Source organism: Mesorhizobium sp. M7D.F.Ca.US.004.03.1.1 (genome assembly GCF_003998635.1).
Classification (GTDB): Bacteria; Pseudomonadota; Alphaproteobacteria; order Rhizobiales; family Rhizobiaceae; genus Mesorhizobium; species Mesorhizobium loti.
Map to the genome: position 1 here is coordinate 1 of NZ_RZQG01000672.1, position 3,332 is coordinate 3,332.

Consider the following 3,332-nt stretch of genomic DNA (forward strand, 5'->3'; position numbering starts at 1 on the left):
CGCGGCATTGGGCACGGTCGCCGCCTTCGCGCAGGAAGCGGCTCCTGCCGCAGCCGCGGCCGCGCCGGCTGCTGCCCCGACCCCGGTGCTCGACACCGGCAACACCGCCTGGATGCTGACCTCGACGGCGCTCGTGCTGATGATGACCATTCCGGGCCTGGCGCTGTTCTACGGCGGCATGGTGCGCAAGAAGAACGTGCTCGCCACCATCATGCAGAGCTTTGCCATCACCTGCCTGGTGACGGTGCTGTGGTTCATGTTCGGCTATTCGCTGGCCTTCTCCGACGGCGGCGGCGTGAACAGCTATATCGGCGGCACCTCGAAATTCTTCCATCACGGCATCACCACTGCCTCGCTGTGGCTGCCGGGCGTCGCGAACATTCCTGAATTCGTCTTCTCGATGTTCCAGATGACCTTCGCCATCATTACCCCAGCGCTGATTGCCGGCGCCTTCGCCGAACGCTTCAAATTCTCTGCGCTGCTGATCTTCATGGCGCTGTGGCTGCTCGTCGTCTACGTGCCGATCGCGCATTGGGTCTGGGGTGGCGGCTTCCTCGGCACGGCTGGCGTGCTCGACTTTGCCGGCGGCACGGTCGTCCACATCAACGCCGGTGTCGCCGGTCTCGTCTGCGCGCTGGTTCTCGGCAAGCGCGAAGGCTATGGCACCACCAACATGGCGCCGCACAACCTGGTCTATTCGGTGATCGGTGCTTCGCTGCTGTGGGTCGGCTGGTTCGGCTTCAACGCCGGTTCGGAACTCGCAGCCGACGGCCTTGCCGGCGCTGCCATGCTCAACACCCAGGTTGCCACCGCCGCCGCGGCTCTGGCCTGGATGTTCGCTGAATGGATTGTCGCAAAGAAGCCTTCGGTGCTCGGCATCATCTCGGGTGCCGTTGCCGGCCTCGTCGCGGTGACGCCTGCTTCCGGCTTCGTCAACCCGACCGGCGCCTTTATCGTCGGCATCGTTGCCGGCGTGCTCTGCTACCTCTCGGCGGTCAAGGTCAAGCACATGTTCGGCTATGACGACTCGCTCGATGCGTTCGGCGTGCACGGCGTCGGCGGTGTGATCGGCGCTCTGCTCACCGGCGTGCTCGCCGACCCGGCGATCAACAGCCTCGGTGCGGGCGCTTCGCTCGGCAAGCAGATCTACGGCGTTGCCGTCACCATCGTGTGGACGGCGATTGCCACCTTCGTGATCCTCTACATCGTCAAGGCGCTGGTCGGCCTGCGTCCGACGACTCAGGAAGAGGTCGAAGGCCTCGACATCTCCCAGCATGGCGAAGTGGTGCCGTAAGGCCAACTTAGCCACGGGGCCGGCGGAACCCTCCTCCCGCCGGCCCCCTGTCTTCCGACGCAATTCCGGACGGAAAACCGCTACACACTTTTCCTGGAATTGCTTTAAAAATCCCGTCGTGACGCTCCCGAAAGGAGTTCACGCATTGAGGCCCGGATCACGTCCGGGCCTCTTTTTTTGGTACAATCGCCCTGCCAATGCCGGGATACGCGCAATCACGTTCGTGTGATCAAGATTTTTGAGGAAACATCGACCGCTCTGGTTCCGAACTGTGGGGACGATCGTCGTTCTGACGCTCGTGCCAAACAACAGGGAAGGAAACCATCTCATGAACCTCAAGAACATCTGCCTCGGAGCGCTCGCTCTTGCCATGGTCAGCGGCACGGCATTTGCCGGCGCTCTCGATGAACCGGACAACATGGCACCGTTCTTCACCGACGCCGGCATGAAAACCATGAAGCCCAAGGCCGACTTCAAGGCTGCCTGGGATTCGATGGCGAAGGACAAGCAGGACGCGATGATGAAGGAATGCCAGGACGCGGCGATGAGCAAGCCGCATGCGGAGTTCTGCGCGAACCTGCAGGCGCTTGGCGGCGCCAACTGATTTTGCCGCGATCGGACCGAGGCCCGATCTTTTGTTGCCAAACGACCAATGGCGGGCTCGCGGGTCCGCCATTGTGTTTCGGCAAGCGGCAGCGCTATCCACCGGCGCCGTCGTCCATCATGGTGTTCGTCAGTGCCTCATAGGCGCTGCTGCATGTCCGGGACTGGGGGCAATTCCTGACAATCAGCACGGGCGCCACCGTCAGGACCGCGGCGATCAGAACCTGCAGGCCGAGGCCATGCGCTCCAAATCCCTTGCCGAAGAGACCCATGCACAGAAAATACAGGCCTTGTGCCAGGCAGGCCGTGGCGAGGACGTGCAGGAGCGGGCCGGTCGCTCTGGCAAAGGGCGTCACGTGACCATCCGGGAAACCCACCATGCCGAGTTCGACAAACCAGTGCAGGGCGAGCAGGAGACTGAGCCCCGCCCAGGCCAGTGCTGCCACGCGAAGGAGGACGGATTGCATGCCTCTACCCAAATCGGTGACCCCTGCGGCCCGCTCTCGGCTATCCCTCGAGCAGCAAGCTGCTCAACCGGCGGTAACGAGGTTTGATCATCTCAACCTCTTATAGTTAATGCGCCCTTAACCTTCCCGCCGATAGTCTGACACCCGAATCTGCCGAAGTGCGCCACGCACCCGGCGAGTCCATGACAGACGGGGAAGAGCATGCGTTCAGGGGCTTCAGCACCGCTTGCGCTGGCCGATACGGGGCACGGCATCCAGGCGTTCGCGCGGCGTCAGGTCGGGCGGCTGGTCGGTGCCGGGCTGTTCTTGGCTGTCGCCTTTGGCGTGGCCAGCCTTGCCACCTGGAACGTAGCCGATCCGAGCTTCTCCCACGCGACAAACAACACCGTCACCAACGCCATGGGCTATGCCGGTGCGGTGTTCTCCGACCTGGCCATGCAGTTCTTCGGCCTCGCCGCCGTCGCGGCCCTGGTTCCGGCCGTCATCTGGGGCTTCCTGCTGTTTTCCGCACGCGGCGTCGACAGGCTGCCCAAACGCGGGCTGTCCTGGTTCGGCTTTGCGCTGCTGGCCGCTGCAATGGCCGGCTGCGTTGTGCCGCCCAAGACCTGGCCGCTGCCCACCGGCCTCGGCGGCGTGTTCGGCGACATGGTGCTGAAGATCCCCAGCGTCGTCATCGGCGGCTATCCGACCGGGCTGATCGCCAGCATCATCGCCATCCTGCTGGCCGCACCCGCGCTGTGGCTGTTCGCCCTTGGCTCGGCGCTGATCGGACGCAAGAACGGCTTCGCCGTCATGGAGGACGAGCCTGCCGTCGATCCGCGCGAGGACGACCTTTTGTTCGACAATGACGAGGACGAAGGCGACGAGGGCATCCTGGCGCTCGGGGCAATTACTCATTGGTGGCTCTCGTTCCGCGCGTGGATGCACCGCCGCGCCGTGCGCCGCAGGCAGGAGCGGAACGGCTGGAC

4 protein-coding genes are annotated in these 3,332 nt (G+C 64.0%); 3 read left to right on the plus strand and 1 reads right to left on the minus strand.

The genetic code is table 11. The features are described 5' to 3' along the window. Nucleotides 1-112: 112 nt before the first annotated feature. Both EN935_RS27740 and EN935_RS27745 read left to right on the plus strand, forming a co-directional pair. The gene (locus EN935_RS27740; protein WP_127373828.1) at nt 113-1,294 is read left to right on the plus strand and encodes an ammonium transporter; all 1,182 of its coding nucleotides are present in this window, start codon (nt 113-115) and stop codon (nt 1,292-1,294) included. A 328-nt stretch (nt 1,295-1,622) separates the two neighbouring features. After that, nucleotides 1,623-1,898 carry a hypothetical protein gene (locus EN935_RS27745; RefSeq protein WP_109665356.1) on the plus strand — a complete coding sequence of 92 codons (276 nt, stop codon included), beginning with the start codon at nt 1,623-1,625 and terminating at the stop codon, nt 1,896-1,898. Nucleotides 1,899-1,992: 94 nt separating this feature from the next. Here the strand turns inward: EN935_RS27745 and EN935_RS27750 are convergent, their stop codons facing one another. Then, a complete protein-coding gene (locus tag EN935_RS27750; protein WP_109663908.1) occupies nt 1,993-2,364 on the minus strand; it encodes a hypothetical protein in 372 nt (123 codons plus the stop codon). Between the two features lie 201 nt (nt 2,365-2,565). Here EN935_RS27750 and EN935_RS27755 point away from each other — a divergent pair. Then, nucleotides 2,566-3,332 (plus strand): DNA translocase FtsK 4TM domain-containing protein (locus EN935_RS27755; RefSeq protein ID WP_206534583.1); only part of this gene is annotated, 767 nt, incomplete at its 3' end.